Origin of the sequence: Propionibacterium acidifaciens DSM 21887, assembly GCF_000426605.1 — a bacterium.
GTDB classification, from domain to species: Bacteria; Actinomycetota; Actinomycetes; order Propionibacteriales; family Propionibacteriaceae; genus Propionibacterium; species Propionibacterium acidifaciens.
This window is the reverse complement of record NZ_AUFR01000014.1, coordinates 13169-34441: the sequence shown is the minus strand read 5'-3', so window position 1 is coordinate 34441 and position 21273 is coordinate 13169. Positions and strand designations below refer to the sequence as shown.

Below are 21273 nucleotides of genomic sequence, written 5' to 3'. Positions count from 1 at the left end.
GGTCCGTGCTCGTCTCCCAGACGGTGAGGCTGCTCACCCTGCCTCGTGCGAAAGCGCTCGGCGCCGCTGCGTTCCTCATCGGCGTCGTCCCGGCTCTGCTGGGGGGAGTAATGATCTCGACCGGTGGGGAGCAACCGCATCGTCTTCCCGAAACCCTCGGACTCACCGGCGTGGTGGCGCTCGGCTGCCTGGGCGGTTGCTCGGCCGGCGCGATGGATTCGGGCGGGGAGGCCGTCACCGCGCTTCTCGCAGTCCCCCGCAGAGGGATCCTGGCCGGGGTGCGCATCGCGTCGCTCCTGCTGACGACGGTGCCTCCGGCCTTGGTCATCGCAGTAATCGACCGATCGGTCCGGTCGTGGACCGAGCGGGGGGTCGATGGCTCATCGTCGTGGTGGGCGGTGTTGGCGGGGTACCTCTGCTCTGTTGTGGCCTTCACGCTGGTAGGGATGGCCCTGTCGGTTGTTCTGTCGAACGCGGTGCTGGCGGCGGCGATTCTGTCACTCGTGCCCGTTCTTCTCCTGCCCTGGGTGGACCGCTGGTGTCCTCTCTTGGTGCGGTTGCTCCCCTATTCTGCGTGCGGTGCCGCTCTCACCGGGCCCGGATGGGCCACGGCAATTCTCGAACTGGTGGGTTGGGCGATCGTTGCAGCCGCGGTCTACACGACTCATCTTCTGCTCAGGAACGGATGATAGGTGTGCGAACATCATGACATATTCCGACACGACAGGTCTTGATCAGACGACCGGTAACGGCTACGGCGCGGCAGGACTCAGCGATGTATGGCCTCATGTCAAACCGCTTGGGAAATCACTCATGGGGGCCTTGGTCTTCGGAATCCTCGGTTCCCTGGCGGGTGCGGCGCAGCCGCTGATGGTGTCACGGATCATCGACACTTACGGACACCGTTCCTTGGCCTTCCCCGTGGTGGCCTTGATCGTGCTGCTCACCCTGTCAGCTCTGTTGACATCCATGCAACAACTCATCCTCGAGCGCAGCGGCGAGCAGTTTTCATTCTCTTTGCGATCAGGGGTGATCGATCGCATGCTCAATCTCCCGATCTCGGTTATCGACGCGAATAGACGAGGAGATCTCGTCTCACGGGTTACCGCGGATGTCGCCACTGCACGGGAGATCATCAGCCAGGGCATCGTTGAACTCTGCTCACAGTCGATCACCATCGTGGTAGCTGTGGTGCTGATGGCCCTGATCGATCCGGTGCTGCTGCTCGTCGTGGTGACGGTGGCGGTTGCTCTGGTGATCATCAGCCTGCTCTTGGGCCGGAGGTCCCGTCCAGCCGCCCATGAGCAGCAACAGCGCCTTGGCCTGCTGGCCGCCCGTGTCGACAGGTCCCTGTCCGCGATCCGTACGATTCGTGCCACATGTGCCACCGCTGACGAGGTCGGGCGTGCGATCTCCGATGCGAGGAGCTCTCGCGATGCGGGTCTGAAGATCGCTTGGCTCAAGGCGATGGTTAATTCCTTCGTGGGCGTCGCAGTGCAGGTCATGCTTCTCGGGGTGATCGGTGTCGGCGGGCTGCGTGTGGCGTCCGGCAAGATGAGCATCGGGCAGCTGAGCGCATTCGTCATGTACGTGATGCTGATCATCGCGCCGATGATGATGCTCGCCACGATCACGACATCCGTCAACCGGGCTCTCGGATCATTCGATCGGGTCAAGTCCATTCTCGACATGGCTCCAGAAGGACGTCAGAAAGATGTGCCGCTTCCTGCCGTCGTGGTGGACGCAACTTCTTCAGGCGATGGCATCCTCAGTTTCGACCATGTCGGATTCTCTTATCCGGATTCCTCCGCGGCTTCCTTGGCTCTGGACGACGTCACATTCGATGCCAACGCGGGGATGACCGCTCTCGTCGGGCCGAGCGGTGCTGGGAAGACAACGGTGTTCGGTCTCGTCGAGCAATTCTATGATCCGACCCACGGTCGGATTCTCTTCGGAGGACAGGAGGCGACGTCGTACGGCAGGGATACGATCCGGCGCCAGATCGCCTATGTCGAACAGGACGCTCCAGCGCTGTCCGGAACGATCCGTGACAACCTCCGGCTCGGGCGTCGTACTGCGACTGATGCTGAGTGTGTCCAAGCCCTTGCCGACTGCAATCTCATCCCGCCTGCCATGACGGCACAGGAGTTCCTTGACCAAGAAATCGGAGAGAATGGCGTCTTTCTCAGCGGTGGGGAGCGCCAACGTCTGGCCATAGCTCGTGCGCTGCTGTCAGACGCGCCCATCCTCTTGCTGGATGAAGCCACCTCCAATCTCGACAGCGGGAACGAGGCCGTTCTTCAGGACATCATTGTTCGTGCGAAGACACGCCGTGCCGTGATCGTCATTGCGCATCGTCTGTCCACCATTCTCAACGCTGATCGGATCATCGTCATAGACAATGGCCGTATAATCGCTTCGGGTACCCATCATGAACTCATGGAGAATTGTCCCCTGTATGCCGAACTGGTTCGCTTGCAACACATCGGCGGTAGCCCGGGCCGGTTGAGGGGATGAGCTCCGCCCCGACCCCCGTCCCGCTCGGGCGGTGCGGAAGCGGCTCCCGGGCACGGCGCGTCCGACGTCCGCGCGCTCAACTCCGTGGCACTGGGCCGGTGCTCTGCCGCACGGTGAGCTCGGGGACGAGCACCTGCTCGCCGGCGACGAAGCGCTGCCGCGCAAGACCTGCCGCCCGCTCCCGCGCGACCCGCGCCATGAGCGCCGTGTCCTGCCGGACCGTGGTGAGCGGGACGATCGTCGTGCGGGCGATGCGCGCGTCGTCGAAGCCGATGACCGAGACGTCCTCGGGCACCCGCAGCCCCGCGCGGATGAGCATGGTGAGCACGCCCGTCGCCGCACGGTCGTTGAAGGCCGCGATCGCCGTCGGCCGTTCGTCCCCCTTGAGGAGCCGACGGGTGGCCCGGATGCCCTCCTCCTCGGTGTTCCCGCCCGCCACGACGCGGACGCGGTCGCCCAGACCGTGCGCGGCCATCGTGTCCCGGTAGGAGCGGCGCCTGGTCGCCGCGCCCGGGTGCTGCCCGCCGTCCACATAGGCGATCGACCGGTGCCCGAGCCCGATGAGGTGCTCGATGGCAAGCCGCTGCCCGTCATGGTCGTCGGTGCGCACCACGTCGATCCCCGCGGCCCGCACCCGACGGGCCACGAGCACCAGGGGCGTCTCCTCCCGGATGCGGCGCAGCCTCGCCACCGGCAGCATGGTGCCGATGAGGATGATCGCCTCGCACCGTTGACGCAGGAGCGGCTCGATCGTCTGCTCGACGCCGCGCCCCGGGACGACGGCGCCGAGGACGAGGTCGAAGTCGTCGCCGGACGGGGCCTCGACCTCGTACAGCCCCTCCACGAGGTCGGCGTGGAACGGCTCGGAGACGTGGTAGGCGACGCCGATGAGCCCCGAGGTGCTCCGTCGCAGGCTCCGGGCCCGTTGGTCGGGCCGGTAGCCGATCCGCTCCGCAGCGGCCATGACGCGCCGTCGGGTGGCCTCCGAGGCGCCCGGGGCCCCCCGCATGACGATCGAGGCGAGCGAGGTGGAGCAGCCCGCGGCGTCGGCGAGGTCGACGAGCGTCGGGCGCCGCCTCGCCTGCTCGGTCATGGCCCTTCCTCCCGCCGGTCCCGCCCCGCCCGGCCACCGATCTGCCGGCCACCGGTCTGCGGCAAGCCTAGGCCATCGCGGCGAGGTCCTCAGGACGCACTGCAACGTACTAGTTACAGTTATTCTTCAATCATTGGTTCGCGGTGCCGCTTCGAACGCCTTTGCCCAACGTCAGAGCATGTTTTCGTGGTCAACCGACGTTTTCATCTCCGATCCCACGACGAAGGGTCTTCTCATGAGAACTAGAACGTGCTAGTTTCCTGTCCAGTCCGAGATGAACGAAGGAGTTCACATGACTGCATCACCCATCCGACTCGCGCTCGTCGGCTCGGGGCGCATCGGCACCCACCACGCCCGGGCCATCGCCCGGGAAGTGCCCGGCGCCCGACTCGCCGCCGTCATCGACCCGCGCCTCGACGCCGCCACGGCCCTGGCCGATGAGCTCGGCACCCCCGCCATCGCCCGTGCCGCCATCGTCTCGGTGCAGGAGAACCGTTCCGTCACCCTCGAGGAGGTCGCACGATGAGCACCCTGACCCTGGCCGCATGCGCCGAGATGATCTTCACCGATCTGCCGTTCGTCCAGCGCGTCGAGAGGATCGCCGCCCGCGGACTCCAGGTCGAGATGTGGGACTGGACCGCCAAGGACCTGAAGGAGTTGGCCGCCACCGGGGCCGTCTTCTCGTCCATGACGGGCTACATCTCCGGAAATCTCACCGACGCCGACGCCATCGACGAGTTCCTCGAGTCCGCCCGCCGCTCGGTGGAGGCGGCCGAGATCATCGACAGCCCGCGCCTCAACGTGCACGGCACCGGGCTCGACGGCGATGGCCGCCCCGTCCGCCCCGTCCAGGTCGTCACGCCCGACATGTGGCTGACGGCGCGGGACACCCTCGCCCGGCTCGCCGAGATCGGCCGCGCCGCGGGCCGGGTCTTCACCCTGGAGAACCTCAACCTCCTCGTCGACCACGCCGGCACGCCCTTCGCCCTGGCACGGGACACCCGCGCGCTCGTCAGGGCGGTCGACTCGCCCCACCTGCGGATGAACCTCGACCTCTACCACTGCCAGATCGGCGAGGGGAACCTCATCGAGACCTGCCGCGAGTCCCTGCCCTGGATCGGGGAGATCCAGGTGGCCGACGTCCCCGGTCGCTGCCAGCCCGGCACCGGCGAGATCGACTACGCGGGGGTGGCCCGCGGGCTGCGGGAGATGGGCTATGAGGGCGTCGTCGGCATGGAGGCCTTCGCCGCCGGCGACTCGGACGCGGCCCTCGACGACTTCATCGCCGCGTTCACGCGGGAGGACCGGACATGAGCAGCCCGGCCGCGTCCGCCGGCGACGAGCAGCGCAGGGTCGACCGGCGCCTGTTCACCATCCGCTCGATCGCCACCCTCGGCGGCCTGCTCTTCGGCTACGACACCGGCGTGATCTCCGGCGCCCTGCCATTCCTGAAGGAGCCGCGCGAGGCCGGCGGTTTCGGACTGTCCGCCTTCGACGAGTCCCTCGTGACGACCGGGCTGACCGTCGGCGCCGCCTTCGGCGCGCTCATCGGCGGCCGGCTGTCCGACCGCTTCGGGCGCAGGAGGAGCATCATGACGGTGGCCGTCATCTTCCTCATCGGCGCCCTCGGCTGCGCCCTCGCCCCCGACCGGGAGGTGCTCATCGTCTTCAGGTTCGTCCTCGGCCTCGCCGTGGGCGGCGCCTCGGCCACCGTGCCCGTCTACCTGTCGGAGATGTCGCCGGTGAAGATCCGCGGCACGATGGTCTCGCGCAACGAGCTCATGATCGTCACGGGCCAGCTGCTCGCCTACACCTGCAATGCGATCATCGCGACCGTCTGGCCGCAGGCCCGCATGTGGCGGTGGATGCTCGCCGTCGCGACCCTGCCGGCCATCGGCCTGTGGATCGGCATCCATCTGCTCCCGGAGTCCCCGCGCTGGCTCGCCAACAGGAACCGCGGCCAGGAGATGTGGGCGGTCCTCAACGAGGTGCGCATGGCCGACGAGGTCGAGGACGAGGGCCAGGACATCATCCGTCGCGTCGAGGAGGAGCGCGCCGTCGGGCGGGGCGGCTGGGCCGACCTGCGCATCAGGTGGATCCGCCGGATCACCCTCATCGGCATCGGGCTGGCCTTCTTCTCCCAGCTCACCGGCGTCAACGGCATCATGTACTACGCGCCGACGATCCTCATCTCCACCGGTCTCGGCACCCGGGCCTCCCTCGTGGCGACGATCGCCAATGGCGTGGTCTCGGTCGTCTCGGTGTACATCGGCATCACGTTCTTCCTGAACCGCCTCCCGCGCCGCCGGATGATCCTCACCGGGCAGAGCGGGTGCGTCGGCTCGCTCATCGTCCTCGGCCTGGTCTTCCTGCTGCCCGAGTCGACCGCACGGAGCTACCTGGTGCTGCTGTTCATGCTGAGCTTCCTGTTCTTCATGCAGTGCTTCATCGGCGTGACCTTCTGGCTCATGCTCTCCGAGATCTTCCCGATGCGGGTGCGCGGCATCGCCAACGGCATCGCCGTGTTCTGCAACTGGACCGGCAACGTCATCGTGGCCTTCGCCTTCCCGAATCTCATCGAGGCGGTGCAGGGCACGGTGTTCTTCATCTTCGCCGCGGTGAACATCTGCTCGCTGCTGTTCTACTGGCGCTTCCTGCCCGAGACCTTCGGCCACTCGCTGGAGTCCCTGGAACGGCGCTTCGAGAAGAGGTATTCCTGACCGGACCGATCGGATCCGCCCCTGCGGTTCCCGTGGGGAGGACACGCGAGAGCTTGCAGGGGCGGAGCACACCGGACGGGGCGGGGCACCTCAAGTGCTTCCGCCCCGTCACCGGTCGGGGTGACAGGATTTGAACCTGCGACCTCTTCGTCCCGAACGAAGCGCGCTACCAAACTGCGCCACACCCCGTGGCCCGGGCCCAGCGGCCCGGCCGCCGGTCAGTCTAGCCCACGGGGGCGCCGATAACGAATCGCGCCCCGGGCCCCGGGGCGCCGCCGGGGCAGTGGCGGGTCGGGCCTCAGGAGGCGGGCACGAGCCGCAGCAGGGTCGCCGAGGGCCGGCAGAACAGCCGGTACGGCGCGAACGGCGAGGTGCCCATGCCGTTGCTCACGTGCAGCCAGCCCTCGTGGCCGGCGTGCGCCCAGCGGTGCAGCCCGCTGGCCCGCCCCGGGTCGATGTCGCAGTTCGTGATGATCGCCCGCCCGTTCGGCAGGCACACCTGGCCTCCGTGCGTGTGCCCGGCCAGGACGAGCCCGACGCCGTCGTCGACCATCGCGTCGAGCACCCGACGGTACGGGGCGTGGGTGACGCCGATCGTCACCGCGGCGTCGGCGGCCGGCGGGCCTGCCACTCGCTCGTAGTGGTCGAGGCCGATGTGCGGGTCGCCCGTGCCGCGCAGGTCGAGCGTGCACCCGGCGGCCCGCACGCGCACCGCGGCGTCGTCCAGGTCGACCCAGCCCAGGCCCTGCAGCCGCTCGCGGAGGTGCTCGGTGGGCAGGGCGACGCGGGCGGGGTTCTCCAGATCGGACGTGGTGCTCCACAGGTAGGCGGCCGGGTTGCGCCAGACCGGCGCCTCGAAGTCGTTCGACCCGAGGACGAAGACGCCGGGCAGCTCGCGCAGGGGCGTGAGGGCCTCGACGAGCTCCTCGATGGCGCGGCCCTGGCTGATGTGGTCCCCGGTGCTCACGACCAGGTCGGGCCTCTCGTCGGCCAGGCGGCGCAGGAAGGCCATCTTGTCGCGCTGTCGGGCCTGCAGGTGGATGTCGGAGATGTGCAGGACGCGGATCGGGGCCGAGCCCGGCGCGAGCACCGGGACGTCGACGTGGTGGGTCGTGAAGGCGTGCGCCTCGACGACGGCGGCGCCGAGCACGGCCGCGCCGAACGCCGCGGTGCCGCCCAGGGTCGTTGCGAGCGCTCGTGCGTGGTGGGCCATCGGGTCACCTCCCGGTGTACAGGTCGGACTGGTTGGAGTTCTTGGGCGAGTAGCCCGCGAAGCTCGACGGGTTCGTGACGTTGGCGATCTCGGCCGTCATCATGGACTTCCAGATGCTGCCGGACTCGGTCGTCGAGTTGCCCGACAGGTAGCTGCCGTTGGCCAGCCGCAGGCCGGTCAGGGTCTTGGAGCGGCCCTCCCAGTAGTCGTCGCCGGAGTCGACAGAGATCATCGCGACGCCCTCGAGGTCGGGGGTGTAGGCGTTGAACCACACCGCGGACTCGGTCTCGGTGGAGCCGGCGGTGCCGGTCTTGCCGGCCTGGTCGTAGTTGCCCGCCAGGCGCTCGGCGGCTCCGGTGCCGCCGTTCTGCAGCACGGACTTGAGCACGGAGTTCACGCCGTCGGCGGTGTTCTGGTCGATCACCTGCTGGCAGTTGGCGCTCGGCACGGCCACGTCGGCGCCGTCCTCGGTCTTGATGGACGACAGGATGATCGGGGCGCAGTGCACTCCGCGGTTGGCGAAGGTGGCGTAGGACTCGGCCATCGACAGCGGCGTCACGTTGAGGGCGCCGAGCGTGAACGAGGCGACGTCGCCGTAGTCCTCGAGGGTGCTGCCGTCGTCGCTGGACAGCCTCATGCCGACCTTCTCGGCCATCTGCACCGAGGCGCAGACGCCGGCGTCGCGCTCGAGGGCCACGAAGTAGTTGTTGACCGAGTAGGCCATCGCCGTGTTGAGGTTCATCTGGCCGGTCTTCCACGAGTTCGAGACCTTCCAGGAGTCGACGAGCGAGAAGTCGCCGCTGCAGCCCCGGAAGGTCGTGCCGGCCCAGTCCTTGCTGGCGGGCGCGTTGTAGACCGTCCGGTCCGGGATGAAGCCCTCGTCGATGGCGGCCGCCGCGACGAAGGCCTTGAAGGTCGAGCCCGCCTGGTAGCCCTCGGCGCCGCCCATCGACTGGTCGACGGCGTAGTTGTAGTAGGTCTGGCCGGCCTCCGCGTCGTCGCCCATGACCGGGCGGGACTGCGCCATCGCCTTGATGAGGCCCGTCCTCGGGTCGGTCATGACGGCCACCGAGACGGCCGGGTCGGAGGGGGAGACGAGGTTGCTGATGGCCTGCTGGGCCGCGTCCTGGGTGGCCGGGTTGATGACCGTCTGGATCGTCAGGCCGCCGCGGTAGAGGGTGCGCTGCCGCTCGTCGGCCGTGGACCCGAGGTCGCCCATCTGGTCGGACAGCAGGACGTTCTCGACGTACTGGCAGATGAAGGGGTAGCGGGAAGCGGTGCAGCCGCTGGAGTCGGAGGTGACCCTGCTCTGGTCGAAGCCGGTGGACTTGGCGGCGTCGACGACCTCCTGGGTGAGCTGGTCGGCGCCCTCGAACCAGACGCCCTCCTGGTCGTACTTGAGCATCTGGTCGAGCACGACGTTGCGTCGCGCGATGCCCGCCTCGGTGTTGTTCACCGGGTCGGTGTCACTGGGGCTCTGGACGAGGCCGGCGAGCATAGCCGACTGCTCCAGGTCGAGTTCGGAGGCGTTGACGCCGAAGTAGTGCTGGGCGGCGGCCTGGACGCCGTAGGCGCCGTCGCCGTAGTACGCGATGTTCAGGTAGCGCTCGAGGATCTGCTCCTTGGCGGCATGGAGGGAGCCGAGCTGGTCGGTGAGCTGCTTCTCGAGGGCCACTGCGTAGCGCATCTCGAGGATCTTGCGGCTGAGGGTGGCCTCCTGGGCGGCGGCCTCGGCGTCGGCGTCGTTGTTCTCCTGGGCCAGCTGGATGCGCACCTGCTTGATGTACTGCTGGGTGAGCGTCGAGCCGCCGCCGCTGATGCCGCCGCCGACGACGTTGCCGGCGAAGGCGCGGAGCACGCCCTGCAGGTCGATGGCGCCGTGGGAGTAGAAGCGGTGGTCCTCGACGGCCAGCTGGGCCTTCTGCATGAGCGGGGAGATCCGATCGAGGGGGACGTACTCGCGGTTCTGGTCGTAGAACTCGGCGAGCGTCGAGCCGTCGGCGAGCAGCACCTTGGAGCCCTCGGCCTGCTGGGGGACGGTGAGATCGGCGGGCACGTTCTTCAGGTTGGCCGCGACCGTCTTGGTCGCCGACGACGCGGCGCCGGCGAAGGGCATCCACATGCCCGCCACGACGACGCCGCACACGACGCTGACGAGCACGAACATCAGCATCGAGTTGAGCCTGGTCCCCGACTGTCGATCACTCATGGCGACAAGCCTAACTGCCCGGTCGGCGGATCGCCCGGGCTCCGGTCGGCCGGGTCGCCGCACCGGCGCCCCGCGGTAGCTTGGACGGTGCCTCACGGGCGGGCGCGCCCGCCCGGGCCCGCGTCCGGCGACCGCCGGGCGCTCCGTCGCACAGCTGACCAAGGGGGTCCCATGCCCGACAACGGCACCGCCGGCGCGACGAGATGGGAGTACTTCACCGCTCCCGTCCTCGGCCACGTCGCCCAGCAGATACTCAACAACTTCGGCGCCGACGGCTGGGAGCTCGTCCAGCTCGTCCCCGGCCCCGAGCCCGCCCCGCCCTCCGACGGCCTGCCCGCCGCCGCGAGCTACGTCGGCTTCTTCAAGAGGCCGGTGAACTCATGAGCACCCCGTCCCAGCGCCTCGCCGAACTCGGCATCGAGCTGCCGCCGGTCGCCGCGCCCGTCGGCTCCTACGTCCCCGCCACCCGTCTGGGCGACACCGTCCAGACCTCGGGGCAGATCCCCTTCACCCCCGACGGCCTGGTCACCGGCATCGTCGGCGCCGAGACCGACGCCGCGGCCGCGCAGGCCGCCGCCCGCGTCGCGGCCCTCAACGCCCTGGCCGCCGCAGCGGAGGTCGCCGGCGGCGTCGACGCTCTCAGGGGCATCGCCAGGGTCACCGTCTTCGTGGCGAGCGCGCCCGGCTTCACGGAGCAGGCCGCCGTCGCCAACGGCGCCTCCGACGTGCTCGCCGAGATCTTCGGCGCCGACGGGCGCCACATCCGCAGCGCCGTCGGCGTCGCCGTGCTGCCCAAGAACGCCTCGGTCGAGGTCGAGCTGGTCGCCCGCGTATGACGCACCCGGTCGACGTGCCGCCCGTCGGCGCCGCGCCCGGCACCCCTCCGGCGCCGGTGCCACCGGCGCTGGACGGGCTGAGGCGGGCCCTCGCCGACCCGGCGGTGGACGCCGTGCTGCCGCCCCGCTGGCGCGCCGGCGGCCGGGGCCGCCCCTCGGCGGTGCTCCTGCTGCTGTCCGACGCGCCCGACCCGAGCCTCGTCTTCACCGAGCGGGCCGGCGGACTGCGCGACCACGCCGGGCAGATCTCGTTCCCCGGCGGCCGGGCCGAGTGCGGCGACGCCGGCGCCGTCGCCACCGCCCTGCGCGAGACGACCGAGGAGATCGGGCTCGCCGCCGACGAGGTGCACGTGCTCGGCACGATGCCCGCCGTCGACCTGTCGGCCACCGGCTTCGACGTCGTCCCCGTCGTCGGCTGGTGGCATCCCGACGCCGTCCTCGCGCCCGGGGACCCCCGCGAGGTCGCCGGCGTCCACGCCTGGCCGGTCAGCGCACTCGCCGATCCGGCCCGGAGGGTCAGCGCTCGCCACGCCGGCAGGACGACCGGGCCGGCCTGGCAGTTCGGCGAGCTGTTCGTGTGGGGGCTCACCGCCCTCCTCACCGACCTGCTGCTGCGCCTCGGCGGCTGGGAGCGCCCCTGGGACGCCGGTCGCGTCATCGAGGTTCCCGAGCGCTTCCGCTCGGACCGGCACTGAGGGCACGGAGCCCGTCGACCGGCGCGCGCCGCGTTGACTCGCCGCCCCCGGCCGCGCCACTGTGGACCCATGACGAGGATCGACGTGTGGCTGTGGAGCGTGCGCATCTACAAGACCCGGAGCATGGCCACCCAGGCCGTGCGGGGCGGCCACGTCCGCTGCAACGGCGCACCGGTCAAGCCCGCCCAGCGGGTCGTCCCCGGCGACCTCATCACGGTCCGCACCCCGGGCTGGGAGCGCCGCTTCGAGGTCGTCCAGCTGCTCGACAGACGCGTCGGCGCCCCGCTCGCCCGGGCCGCCTACCGGGACCTGTCTCCCGAGCGGCCCGCCCACCTGTCCGCCCCGGTGGCGCGCCGCGAGCGGGGCTCGGGCCGGCCCACCAAGAAGGAGCGCCGCGAGATCGAGAGGCTGCGGGGCCGCTGACGGCGGCATCGGTCGGTGGCGTCCGGGACGGGCGGGGCGCCGCACGGCGCCACCATCACCGGCGGGCGCCGACGACTCCGGCGGGACGGGCACGCCGGGCTGCGGGGCGGGCCGGCTCCAGAGGCGGGGGGACTCAGCCGCCGAGGATGGCCGCCGCCCTCGCCTTCGCGCTCACCGCGTCGGGCGCGGCGAGCGCACCGCAGGCGGCCTGCCGGCACTGCTCGATCGTCACGTCGCCGAGCCGGACGCCGACCGCCGGAAGGGCGGGTGCGGCCATCGACAACGAGGTGACGCCGAGGCCGGCGAGCACGCAGGCCAGCAGCGGATCGGCCGCCGCCTCGCCGCAGACGCCGACCGGCTTGTTGGCCCGCAGGCCGGCCTGGGCCGCCATCTGGATGAGTCTGAGGACGGCCGGCTGCCACGGGTCGTTCAGTGCCGCGAGGTGCGGCGACAGCCGGTCCGAGGCCATCGTGTACTGCGTCAGGTCGTTCGTCCCGATCGAGAAGAACTCGACCTCGGCGAGCACCTGGTCGGCGTTCAGGGCGACGGCCGGCACTTCGACCATGACGCCGGGCCACAGCCCCCGGTCGCGGCAGGCCCCGGCGAACTCGCGGGCCTCGGGGACGGTGGCGACCATCGGGGCCATCACCCACACGTCGATGTCGAGGCCCTTCCTCGCCACGGCGATCGCGTCGAGCTGGTGGGCGAGCAGATCGGGGTTGTCGGTGGCCAGGCGCAGGCCCCGCACGCCGAGCGCCGGGTTCTCCTCGGTCTCGAGGTTCGCGAAGGCCAGCGGCTTGTCGGAGCCGGCGTCGAGGGTGCGGATGACGACGTGCGTGTGGCCGCCGCGCCCGGCGTAGGGCTCGAGGACCGACCGGTAGATCGCCGCCTGGTCGTCGATGCCGGGCTCGACGGGCGCCGAGAGGAAGCACAGCTCGGTGCGGAACAGGCCGACGCCCTCGCTCTGACCCGCGGCGGCCTTCGCCGCCGCCTCGCCGCTGCCCACATTGGCCAGCAGCTCGACGCCGTAGCCGTCGCTCGTGCGCCCGGGGCCCCGCCAGGAGCGCACCCGGTTGAGGTAGTCGGCGGACTCCGCGACGGCGGCCGCGGCCTTGTCCGGATCGGGGTTGGCGACGACGGTCCCCGCGGCGCCGTCGACGAGCACCGTGGTGTCGTTCTTGATCCGGCGGATGGCCTTGCCGGTGCCGACGATGCAGGGGATGCCGAGCTGGCGGGCGATGATCGCGGTGTGGCTCGTCTTGCCGCCTGCCTCGGTGACCAGCGCGACGGTGAGCTCCGGGTCGAGGCCTGCGGTGTCCGCCGGGGCGAGGTCCTCGGCCACGAGGACGATGGGCTCGGTGGGCTCGGGCACGCCGGGGGTCGGCTCGCCGCGCAGCTCGGCGACGACGCGGTCGCGGATGTCCTTGAGATCGGTGGTGCGCTCGGCGTAGAGGCCGCCGAGGCGCTCGAACTGGGTGACGAGGTTGTCGACGGCCTGGACGACGGCCCACTCGGCGGTCTCGTTCTGCTTGATGAGCTTGCGCACCGACCGCGACAGGCCGCGGTCCGCGGTGAGCTCGGCGGTGGCGCGCAGCACCTGGGCCGCGTTGCCGGTGGCGTGCTCGGCGCGCTCCAGCAGATTGTTCTGCACCGCGACGATCGCCTCGGCGAAGTGGTCGATCTCGGCCTGCTGCTCGCCCTCGTCGATCGTCCCGCCCGTCGGCAGCTGCGGACGGGGCTGCACCCTGCGGACCGGTGCGTACGCGATGCCCGACACCACGCCGGTCCCGGTGACTGTCAGTGATCCGGTCTGAGCCATGACTTCCTCCTGCGCTGGCCCCGGGCGGACGACGAACCGCGGCCGTGCGGCCCATCGGGGCGGACGAATGACTCCAGTCTGGCACGTCCGGACGGTGGTGCGCAGGATGCTCGGAATACGGAGTTGAGAAGCCACCACGGCCGTGCACTCGTGTGGAAGAATTCTTCCCGTACCTTTGTTCTTCGGAACTCCTCTACGAAGGGAACGTCTCATGGCCAGCAAAGACGCAGTCGTCGGTTCCGCGGTCGGTCTGCACGCCCGTCCCGCGGCGCTGATCGCCGAGAAGGCCGGCGAGTTCGACGACGAGATCCTGCTGTCGGTCCCCGGCAGCGACGAGGAGGGGGTCGACGCCGCCTCCCCGCTCATGATCATGACCCTCGGCGCCGGTAAGGGGGCGACCGTTCGCGTCGAGTCCGATGACGCCGCCGCGGTCGACGCCATCGCCGCGCTCATCGAACAGGACCTCGACGCCTGAGCGGGCGGTCCGCTGGGCGCCCGACGACGCAGTGGGGCCGCATCCGTCACGGATGCGGCCCCACTGCGCGTCCCGGGTCGGTGCGCGTCCGGAGCCCGGCCCGGGCTCAGCCGACGTAGGTGATCGTGTCGTCGCCGCGGCGGTTGATGACACCGCGCCTGGCCTCGGAGACGCCCTCCGTGACGGCGGTGGACAGCGCGGTGATGGAGGCCCTCGTCTCGGCGATGGTGGCGGTCGGGGCCTTGACCTGGCGGAACTGCAGGAAGGCGACGATGGCGAAGACGATGACGAGGATGAGCGAGATGGCGGCCAGTGCGAGGAAGGCGAAGGCCATCGAGCCGAGCCACCCGAAGCCGACGACGGCGTGGAAGAAGACCGCGATGCCGAAGACCGCGGCCCACAGCAGGCAGTGCAGCAGGAACAGGCCGAAGGCCGCCACGGCGCCCAGCCCGACGCCGCCGATCCCGGCGTGCTTCGCCGAGGGGACGAGCTCGGCCCGGGCCAGCTCCTTGATGCCCGAGATCATCTGCGGGGCACCGCTCTTGATGGTGGAGATGTACTCCCCGAGTCGGGAACGCTCAGCCATGGTTTTCCTCCGAACTGTGACGACGGTGCTCGCATGAAGACGGTGCTCGTCTGACAAGAGCGTAACGGGTCGGCGCGCCCGGTGGTCAACGAGGTCCGGCTTGAACCGGCCTGCGGGGACGGCCCCGGCCGGGAGCCGGCGGCTCAGGCCCCGGCGGTGGACCCCGGCCCGGTCCCGGTCCGGACCGGCGCGGCCCCGGCGCCGGCCCGGAGGGCGCGTCCTGCGCGGGCCTTCTCGCGGCGCCACCGCTTGTGGACGGCCGTGCGCCATTGCAGCAGGAGCACCGCGAGGATGGCCGAGATGGTGCTGCCGGCCAGGACGCCCGCCTTCGCCTCGTCGTAGACCTCGGGGTTGTTGAGGAAGCTGAGGTGGGCGATGAGCAGCGAGACGGTCAGGCCGACACCGCCCAGCTCCGCGGCGGCGATCATGTCGCCCCAGGTCAGGCCGTCCCCGAGCCGGGCGCGCGACAGGTGGACGGTCAGCCAGCTGCCCGTGAGGATGCCGATGAACTTGCCGAGGACCAGACCGGCGATGATGCCCAGCGGTACGGGATTCGTCCACAGCGCGGCGAACAACTGCCCGTCCACGTGCACGCCGGCGTTCGTCAGGGCGAAGATCGGCACGACGAGACCCGCCGACCAGGGGTCGAGCACGTGCTGCCAGCGGTCGAGCGGCTCGTTGAGGGCCTCGGGGGTGTTGCGGGTGAGCAGGCCCAGGCCGACGCCGGCGATCGTCGCGTGCACCCCGGAGTGGAGCATGCAGAACCAGCAGACGAGGAAGATCGGCAGATAGATCCAACCGTTGTCGACGCGACGGCGCTGAAGGATCCACCACAGGAGCATGCAGGCCAGTGCGCCGCCCAGCCAGGCGAACGACAGGTCCGTGCTGAAGACGATGGCGATGACGATGATGCCGCCGAGGTCGTCGGCGATGGCCAGGGTGAGCATGAAGGCGCGCAGCGAGGGCGGCAGGTGCCTGCCCGCCACCGCCAGGACGGCGAGGGCGAACGCGATGTCCGTGGCGACCGGCACCGCCCAGCCGTGGAGGGTGCCGCCCCCGAGCACGTTGATGACGATGAAGACGAGCGCCGGGCCGGCCATGCCGCAGGCAGCGGCGGTGATCGGCACCATCGCATCGGCCGGGCGGCGCAGGCTCCCCTCGGTGAACTCGCGCTTGAGCTCCAGGCCGGAGATGAAGAAGAAGACGGTCAGCAGGCCGTCGGAGGCCCACTCGGCGACCGTGTACGGGCCGATCGGGTACTCCACGAAGGCCTCGTAGCCGTGCTTGCCGAGGAAGGCCCACACCAGCGCGATGAGGGTGGCGATGAGCATGAGGACGCCCCCTGCGGTGTTGGCGCGCAGGACCTCGCCGAGATGGAAGTTGTTCGGGTCGATGCGGCGCGCGCGGCGCGGCGGCTGGGGAGCGGTCTTCGTCATCGGATCGGCTTTCGGGTGGACGGAGCGGGACTCGTCGTCGACCAGACTTCCCGACACACCCGCAGGGAATTCTAGCGGGCGCTGCCCGACGGACCGCCCGCCGTCCACCCGGCGGAGTCGTCGGGGACGACGGCGGGCGTCCGTCGGGGGCGAGGCCGGCCCCTCGACGCGGCTCCCCGGACGGATGCCGGCACGGGCCGGCCGGCGCCGCCGGGCGCCTCAGAGACGGATGACGAGGGCGTCCTCGCCGAGGCGGATCGGCGTGGTCATCTCGGCGTGGTCGACGTAGGCGCGCAGGCAGGTCAGGTGGTAGGGCAGGCGCAGTTCGCCGCCGGCCGAGGCGCCGTCGTAGATGGCGCCCACGCCGAGCAGGACGCGGCGGCGATCCCGATCGGCCAGCTCGGCCACCGCGGGCAGCTCGGCCGCCATCCCGACGAGGGCGTCGCGCGTCACCGGCACCCAGAGGCGGAAGTCCCGCTGCTCGCAGCGCGGGAAGTACTTGTGGTCGACGAGGGTGCGGATCGAGCCGACGCCCAGGTCGGCGCTCATCGCCCCGGGGTCGACGCTGCGCATGAGCGAGATGAGGCGGCGCACCCACGGCACCGAGTCGTCGCGCACGAGATAGGACGCGGCCACCCACCCGCCGGGACGCAGGACGCGCGCCATCTCGGACACGTGCGGCTTCTCGGTGAGGAGGTGGAGCATCTGGTGGGCCAGGACGACGTCGAACCGGCAGGCGTCGAAGGGCAGCGCCGCGGTGGTGGCCGCCAGGGGCTCGACGCCCAGCGCCGGGCCGAGGCGCCGCACGGCGGCGGGCCCCGTTCCGAGGCACCAGACACGGTTCCCGGCGGCGGCGATCCGGCGGGGCAGACCGGCCGAGTTCGACAGGGTCAGGACCCTGCTGTCGGTGCGGTCGCCGGTGAGCCAGCTCAGCGCCTGGGTGGGGAAGCGGAGACCGGAGGACGACATGGCGCCCATACTAGGGCGGCCGGGGGAGCGGGCCGGGAGACCGGCCGGGCGGGCCGCCTCGGCGACGCGACGCGGAGGGTTGTCCACAGATGCGTCCGGTGGTGAGAAATCCGCGGCCCGCCGGACACACTGCGGGCATGAGAGCAGTGCGAGTGGGGCCCGTGACCATGGGGCCCGTGCCGAGTGGGCCCGTGACCGTCGAAGGGGAGGAGCGGGCTGGGCCCGCTCCCGAGCCGGTCACGGGGCCCGACGGCCCGCGCATCCTCCCCCCGCCCCCGCAGGGCCGGGGCCGACGTGATCCGGGCCCACATGATCCGGGCCGGCAGGGCCGCCGGGGGAGGGATCTGGGGCGGGGCCTGTCCGGGCCGGTCCGCACCCGAGGGGACGGGCCCCACCGGCGCCGAGTCGGGACGGACGGGCGCCGGGGCGAGCGCCCGGGGCCGGCCCGGCACCCGGTGCTCGTCGCCACGCGCGACGCCCGGCTCCTCGACGCCGTCCTGGCGGCCGCCGCCTCGTGCGGCGTCGAGCCGATCGTGGCACGCGAGAGCGCCCAGATCCGCCAGCATTGGGGCAGGGCCCCGCTCGTGCTCGTCGGCGCCGACCTGGCGCCGTGCATCGCCGGCATGGGGCTGGCCTTCCGCACGGACGTGCACATCGTCGGCGACGATCCCGAGACCGCCGCGGCGTGGTCGGTGCCGCTGGGGGCCTCGGCGATCGTCCTGCCCGGGCACGCCGGCTACCTGCCCGCACTGCTCACCCGGGCCCGGGGCGGGAGCACCGCCACGGCCGTCGTCGTCGACGTCATGGGCGGCAGCGGCGGGGTCGGGGCGTCCACGCTCGCCGGCGCCATGGCGCAGCGCTGCGTCGAGGGCGGGCTGTCGTCGGTGCTCGTCGACCTCGACCCGTGCAGCGGGGGAGTCGACCTGCTCTTCGGCGCCGAGCGCGAGCCGGGCTGGCGGTGGAGCGATCTCGCTTCGGCAGCCGGCACGGTCGGCGATCTGAGCGGGCGGCTGCCGCGGATGTGCGGGGTCGACCTGCTCGCCGCCACGCGCACCCCGGGCGGCGGGCGCGGCCCCGACGGCCCGGACGGGGCCGCCGTGGGCCTGCCCGGACCCGTCGCGGTGCGGGCCGTCCTCGACGCGCTGGCCCGCTCGTACCGGGTCGTCGTCCTCGACGACCCCTCGCCCGTCGACCTGCCCGGTGCCGAGAACGCGCTGCGCCTGCTCGTCGTGGCGGCCGAGGTCCGGTCGGTCATGTCCGCCCGGGCCCGCGCGGCCCACCACGGCTGGCAGGACGCCCAGGTCGTCGTGCGTACCGGCCGCGGTCTTCCGCTCGCCCCGGGCGCCGTGTCGGACTCGCTCGGCCTGCCGGTCGTCGGCGTCATCGGCTCCGACCCGCGCCTGCCCGCCGCCTCCCGGGTCGGCGAGCCGCCGGCCCGCGCGGCTCGCCGCCGCTACCTGCGTCAGGTCGACGCCCTCGTCGAGGCGGTGATCGCCGATGCGTGACGACGAACTCGACCTCCTGCGCGGCTGGCTCGCGGCCAACGGCCGCGACTGGGGCCCGCCCGAGGTGGCCCGGGGGCTCGACCGGCTCGGCCTGGTCGTCTCCGACGCGTCGGTGCTCGCCGCCACCGATGCGCTGCGCCGCACGAGCGTCGGTGCCGGCCCGCTCGAGGGGCTCCTCCACCTCGACGGCGTCACCGACGTGCTCGTCAACGGAGCGGACGACGTCTTCATCGACCGCGGCGCAGGCCTGGAGCGCATGGAGACCGGGTTCGCCTCCGACGAGGAGGTGCGCCGCCTGGCCGCCAGGCTCGCGGCGTCGGCCGGCCGGCGCCTCGACGACGCCAGCCCGTGGGTCGACGCCCGCCTGCCCGACGGCACCCGTCTTCACGCGGTCCTCGCGTGTCTGGCCGAGCCCGGCACGTGCATCTCGCTGCGCGTGCCCGCCCGCCGGTCCATGACGCTCGAAGAGCTCCGCTCCGGCGGCAGCATCGACGGGCGCACCGCGGCCGTCCTCGCCGGGCTCGTGGGCAACAAGGCCGCCTTCCTCGTCACCGGCGGGACTGGATCGGGCAAGACGACCCTGCTCGGCGTCCTGCTCTCGCTCGTCCCCGACGACCAGCGCATCGTCATCGTCGAGGACTCCCGCGAGCTCAACCCCGACCACCCCCACGCGGTGCGCATGGAGTGCCGCCCGCCCAACGCGGAGGGGGCCGGGGCCGTGACCATGACCGACCTCGTGAGGCAGGCGCTGCGCATGCGGCCCGACCGGCTCGTCGTCGGCGAGGTGCGGGGGCCGGAGCTGTGCGATCTGCTCACCGCCATGAACACCGGCCACGAGGGCGGGTGCGGCACGGTCCACGCCAACAGCGTCGCCGACGTGCCCGCTCGGCTCGAGGCCCTCGCCGCGCTCGGGGGCATGGGGCGCGAGGCCTGCCACGCCCAGATCGGGGCCGCGCTCGATGCCGTCATCCACGTGCGGCGCGGCGCCGACGGGCAGCGCGGCGTCGGTCAGATCGGGGTGGTGCGCAGCGGCGATGACGGGCGCGTCCGCATCGACGAGGCGCTCGTCGTCGCCGCCGACGGGGTCTCGCGGCCCGCCGGGCAGTGGTCGCGCCTGGCCGAACTGTCGGGGGTGCCCTCATGAGGATCCTCGCCGCGCTCATGCTCGCCCTCGCCCTCGTCTGCGCCATCGGGCCCTCCGGGGCGCGGCGGCTGCGCAGGCTCGACGAGGCCGTCGGCGCGCCGCACCGTCCCGGGGTCGCGCCACTCGTCGTGCTCGCATTCGCCGCCTGCTGCACCGGCGCGGCGGTGGTCATGCCGTGGGCGCTGGCGTGGATCGTCATCGCCGCGACCCTGTGCGGCACGCTCGGCTGGGTGCTGTGGGAGCACCGCAACGAGAGGAGGGCGCTCCGGCGCGCCGAGTCGGTCGCCCGGGCCTGCCGGGTCATCTCCGCCCAGCTGCGCATCGGCCAGACCCCGCGCAGGGCCCTCGAGATCGCCGCCGAGGACTGTCCCGTCCTCGACGAGGCGGTCGGCTCCCTGCTGGTCGGCGGCGAGGTCGGCGGCGCACTGCTGGCCGCCGGCGCCCGCCCGGGCTGTTCCGGGCTGTCGTCCCTGGGGCGTGCCTGGCGGTTGTGCGAGCGGGCCGGCGCGCCCCTGTCGCCGGTGGCGCAGCGGGTTGCCCAGAACGTCTCGGACGAGGCCCAGATGCGGGCCGAGGTCTCCGGCGAGCTGGCGGTGGCCCGGCTCACCGGCCGCCTGCTGTGCGCCCTGCCGGCGGCCGGCGTCGCCATGGGCTTCTTCGCCGGCGGCAACCCGATCAGCTTCCTCACGACGACCCTCGCCGGCAAGTCCTGCCTGGCCGCTGCCGTCGTCCTCGCCTGCGCCGGTCTGATCTGGACCGAGCTGCTCGCCCGACGGGCCCAGGAGGACGGATCATGATCGGACAGGCGGTGGCGGCCGGTGCCGCCGTGGCGGTGTGCGGGCTCCTGCTTGTGCCCGATGGGGGAGCCGGGCGGCTGGCTGCCGCCGCGGCCGGCCCGATCCGGTCCGGCCGGGAGGGCGAGCGCGAGGCGGCACTGCCCGGTTGGGCGCGGGGCGTCGGCGCTGTCTCCTCGGTGGTGGCGCTACTGGTGCTGCTCCCGGTGCCCCTCCTCGTCGCCTGGCCGTGCGGCCTGGGAGCCGGTGCCGCCGTGTGGGTGCTCATCGGCAGGCTCGAACCGGGCCGGGTGCGCCGGCGCCGGGAGCGGCTGATGCTCCAACAGCCCGAGGTGCTGGAGCTCATGGCCTCGTCTCTCCAGGCCGGGGCGGCCCTGCGCACCGCCACGAGCGAGGTCGCCGCCGTGGCGCCCGAGCCGAGTGCCGCGCTGCTGCGCGACGTCGAGGCGCGCCTGGCCGTCGGGTTCAGCGAGGCGGAGGCCTGGGACGGCCTGCGCGACCATCCGGTCTGGGGCCCGGCCGGCCGTGACCTGGCGCGCGGGGCCCGCACCGGGGAGGCGCTCGCCGAGACTCTCGACATGCACGCCGACCTGGCCAGACGCGTTCGACGCAATCATCTGACGGAGCGGGCCCGCACGGTCGGCGTGCGGGCGGTCGGTCCCATGATGGGCTGCTTCCTGCCCGCGTTCATCCTCTCGGGCGTCGTGCCGATCATCGCCGGTGTGCTGGCGAACGTCCACTTCTGAGGCGGGTCCTCCGCACCGGCCCGCCCTCCGGGACGCCCCGGTGCGCGCGGCGCGTCGTCGCCACGGACGTCCAGATGAGCACGGTGCAATGCC

Annotated in this window: 21 protein-coding genes and 1 tRNA gene; 14 read left to right on the top strand and 8 right to left on the bottom strand. The window is 71.9% G+C overall.

The genetic code is table 11. The features are described 5' to 3' along the window. Nucleotides 1-5 precede the first annotated feature (5 nt). Complete coding sequence (locus K336_RS0106505) at nucleotides 6-689, top strand: hypothetical protein (protein ID WP_155945013.1); 684 nt, start codon at nucleotides 6-8, stop codon at nucleotides 687-689. A gap of 16 nt (nucleotides 690-705) precedes the next feature. Beyond that, nucleotides 706-2517: an ABC transporter ATP-binding protein gene (locus tag K336_RS14980; RefSeq protein WP_081660638.1), complete on the top strand. Its 1812-nt coding sequence runs from the start codon at nucleotides 706-708 to the stop codon at nucleotides 2515-2517. A 76-nt stretch (nucleotides 2518-2593) separates the two neighbouring features. Here the strand turns inward: K336_RS14980 and K336_RS0106495 are convergent, their stop codons facing one another. Next, nucleotides 2594-3610 carry a LacI family DNA-binding transcriptional regulator gene (locus K336_RS0106495; RefSeq protein WP_028706588.1) on the bottom strand — a complete coding sequence of 339 codons (1017 nt, stop codon included), beginning with the start codon at nucleotides 3608-3610 and terminating at the stop codon, nucleotides 2594-2596. A 292-nt stretch (nucleotides 3611-3902) separates the two neighbouring features. Between K336_RS0106495 and K336_RS0106490 the strand changes: the two genes are divergently transcribed. The 3 genes from K336_RS0106490 to K336_RS0106480 are packed head-to-tail and all read left to right on the top strand — an operon-like array spanning nucleotide 3903 to nucleotide 6330. Continuing rightward, a complete protein-coding gene (locus K336_RS0106490) occupies nucleotides 3903-4136 on the top strand; it encodes a Gfo/Idh/MocA family oxidoreductase (RefSeq protein ID WP_021796480.1) in 234 nt (77 codons plus the stop codon). After that, the gene (locus K336_RS0106485) at nucleotides 4133-4924 is read left to right on the top strand and encodes a TIM barrel protein (protein ID WP_021796476.1); all 792 of its coding nucleotides are present in this window, start codon (nucleotides 4133-4135) and stop codon (nucleotides 4922-4924) included. Before K336_RS0106490 ends, K336_RS0106485 begins: the two co-directional genes overlap by 4 nt. Then, entirely contained in the window at nucleotides 4921-6330 is a 1410-nt protein-coding gene (locus tag K336_RS0106480) for a sugar porter family MFS transporter (protein ID WP_021796464.1), read from the top strand. The genes K336_RS0106485 and K336_RS0106480 overlap by 4 nt, the downstream gene beginning before the upstream one ends. Nucleotides 6331-6445: 115 nt before the next feature. Here the strand turns inward: K336_RS0106480 and K336_RS0106475 are convergent. The 3 genes from K336_RS0106475 to K336_RS14975 all read right to left on the bottom strand — a co-directional run bounded on the left by K336_RS0106475 (nucleotide 6446) and on the right by K336_RS14975 (nucleotide 9752). After that, nucleotides 6446-6519: transfer RNA gene (locus K336_RS0106475), tRNA-Pro, on the bottom strand. A 109-nt stretch (nucleotides 6520-6628) separates the two neighbouring features. Then, nucleotides 6629-7543, bottom strand: coding sequence for a metallophosphoesterase (locus K336_RS0106470; protein ID WP_021796477.1), 915 nt, complete (start codon nucleotides 7541-7543; stop codon nucleotides 6629-6631). A 4-nt stretch (nucleotides 7544-7547) separates the two neighbouring features. Next, nucleotides 7548-9752 carry a transglycosylase domain-containing protein gene (locus tag K336_RS14975; RefSeq protein WP_021796463.1) on the bottom strand — a complete coding sequence of 735 codons (2205 nt, stop codon included), beginning with the start codon at nucleotides 9750-9752 and terminating at the stop codon, nucleotides 7548-7550. 171 nt (nucleotides 9753-9923) lie between these two features. On the opposite strand from K336_RS14975, the gene K336_RS0106460 reads away from it, so the two are divergent. The 4 genes from K336_RS0106460 (at nucleotide 9924) to K336_RS0106445 (ending at nucleotide 11706) form a co-directional block, all read left to right on the top strand. After that, on the top strand, nucleotides 9924-10136 hold the full coding sequence (locus K336_RS0106460; protein ID WP_021796472.1) for a DUF4177 domain-containing protein: 213 nt from the start codon (nucleotides 9924-9926) through the stop codon (nucleotides 10134-10136). Further along, nucleotides 10133-10588 carry a RidA family protein gene (locus tag K336_RS0106455; protein ID WP_021796469.1) on the top strand — a complete coding sequence of 152 codons (456 nt, stop codon included), beginning with the start codon at nucleotides 10133-10135 and terminating at the stop codon, nucleotides 10586-10588. Before K336_RS0106460 ends, K336_RS0106455 begins: the two co-directional genes overlap by 4 nt. Beyond that, the gene (locus K336_RS0106450) at nucleotides 10585-11283 is read left to right on the top strand and encodes an NUDIX hydrolase (protein WP_051245473.1); all 699 of its coding nucleotides are present in this window, start codon (nucleotides 10585-10587) and stop codon (nucleotides 11281-11283) included. Before K336_RS0106455 ends, K336_RS0106450 begins: the two co-directional genes overlap by 4 nt. A 69-nt stretch (nucleotides 11284-11352) precedes the next feature. After that, nucleotides 11353-11706 carry an RNA-binding S4 domain-containing protein gene (locus K336_RS0106445; RefSeq protein WP_021796479.1) on the top strand — a complete coding sequence of 118 codons (354 nt, stop codon included), beginning with the start codon at nucleotides 11353-11355 and terminating at the stop codon, nucleotides 11704-11706. 133 nt (nucleotides 11707-11839) lie between these two features. Here the strand turns inward: K336_RS0106445 and ptsP are convergent, their stop codons facing one another. Continuing rightward, on the bottom strand, nucleotides 11840-13525 hold the full coding sequence (gene ptsP / locus K336_RS0106440; RefSeq protein ID WP_028706586.1) for a phosphoenolpyruvate--protein phosphotransferase: 1686 nt from the start codon (nucleotides 13523-13525) through the stop codon (nucleotides 11840-11842). A gap of 211 nt (nucleotides 13526-13736) precedes the next feature. Between ptsP and K336_RS0106435 the strand changes: the two genes are divergently transcribed. Next, the gene (locus tag K336_RS0106435; protein WP_021797736.1) at nucleotides 13737-14000 is read left to right on the top strand and encodes an HPr family phosphocarrier protein; all 264 of its coding nucleotides are present in this window, start codon (nucleotides 13737-13739) and stop codon (nucleotides 13998-14000) included. A gap of 106 nt (nucleotides 14001-14106) precedes the next feature. Here the strand turns inward: K336_RS0106435 and K336_RS18520 are convergent, their stop codons facing one another. From K336_RS18520 to K336_RS0106420, 3 genes are all read right to left on the bottom strand, one after another. Further along, nucleotides 14107-14586: a phage holin family protein gene (locus K336_RS18520; RefSeq protein ID WP_028706585.1), complete on the bottom strand. Its 480-nt coding sequence runs from the start codon at nucleotides 14584-14586 to the stop codon at nucleotides 14107-14109. 143 nt (nucleotides 14587-14729) lie between these two features. Continuing rightward, complete coding sequence (gene nhaA / locus K336_RS14970; protein WP_226906016.1) at nucleotides 14730-16079, bottom strand: Na+/H+ antiporter NhaA; 1350 nt, start codon at nucleotides 16077-16079, stop codon at nucleotides 14730-14732. Between the two features lie 162 nt (nucleotides 16080-16241). Further along, nucleotides 16242-16991, bottom strand: a complete 750-nt coding sequence (locus K336_RS0106420) for a class I SAM-dependent methyltransferase (protein WP_028706584.1) — start codon at nucleotides 16989-16991, stop codon at nucleotides 16242-16244. Between the two features lie 455 nt (nucleotides 16992-17446). Here K336_RS0106420 and ssd point away from each other — a divergent pair, with 455 nt between their 5' ends. The 4 genes from ssd to K336_RS0106400 are packed head-to-tail and all read left to right on the top strand — an operon-like array spanning nucleotide 17447 to nucleotide 21180. Continuing rightward, entirely contained in the window at nucleotides 17447-18496 is a 1050-nt protein-coding gene (gene ssd, locus K336_RS14965; RefSeq protein WP_051245471.1) for a septum site-determining protein Ssd, read from the top strand. After that, nucleotides 18489-19640 (top strand): TadA family conjugal transfer-associated ATPase, encoded by a 1152-nt coding sequence (locus K336_RS0106410; RefSeq protein WP_028706583.1) that lies wholly within the window; start codon nucleotides 18489-18491, stop codon nucleotides 19638-19640. The genes ssd and K336_RS0106410 overlap by 8 nt, the downstream gene beginning before the upstream one ends. Further along, nucleotides 19637-20437: a type II secretion system F family protein gene (locus K336_RS14960; RefSeq protein ID WP_051245470.1), complete on the top strand. Its 801-nt coding sequence runs from the start codon at nucleotides 19637-19639 to the stop codon at nucleotides 20435-20437. The genes K336_RS0106410 and K336_RS14960 overlap by 4 nt, the downstream gene beginning before the upstream one ends. After that, entirely contained in the window at nucleotides 20434-21180 is a 747-nt protein-coding gene (locus K336_RS0106400; protein WP_028706582.1) for a type II secretion system F family protein, read from the top strand. Before K336_RS14960 ends, K336_RS0106400 begins: the two co-directional genes overlap by 4 nt. Nucleotides 21181-21273 lie beyond the last annotated feature (93 nt).